This window comes from Micromonospora endophytica (assembly GCF_003236305.1).
In the GTDB taxonomy this organism is placed as follows: Bacteria; Actinomycetota; Actinomycetes; order Mycobacteriales; family Micromonosporaceae; genus Micromonospora; species Micromonospora endophytica.
On sequence record NZ_POTX01000538.1, the window covers coordinates 1 to 432 of the forward strand.

The following is a 432-nucleotide window of genomic DNA, read 5'->3' on the forward strand; positions in this document are numbered from 1 at the left end:
CTGGTGGTGACGATCCCGTCCCGCCCGGACCATTTGATACCAGAGAACACTAACGATGGATTCGCAACGCAATCTTTTAGTCATCGCTTTGCTGTTCGTGTCTTTCATGATCTGGCAAGCCTGGGAGCAGGATAAAAACCCGCAACCTCAGGCCCAACAGACCACGCAGACAACGACCACCGCAGCGGGTAGCGCCGCCGACCAGGGCGTACCGGCCAGTGGCCAGGGGAAACTGATCTCGGTTAAGACAGACGTGCTTGATCTGACCATCAACACCCGTGGTGGTGATGTTGAGCAAGCTCTGCTGCCTGCTTACCCGAAAGAGCTGAACTCTACCCAGCCGTTCCAGCTGCTGGAAACTTCACCGCAGTTTATTTATCAGGCACAGAGCGGTCTGACCGGTCGTGATGGCCCGGATAACCCGGCTAACGG

Annotated in this window: 1 protein-coding gene; it reads left to right on the forward strand. The window is 56.7% G+C overall.

The window, feature by feature from the left end:
• Positions 1-55: 55 nt before the first annotated feature.
• Positions 56-432, forward strand: a 377-nt coding sequence (gene yidC, locus C1I93_RS30980; protein ID WP_146603631.1) for a membrane protein insertase YidC, incomplete at its 3' end; no start/stop codon positions are given.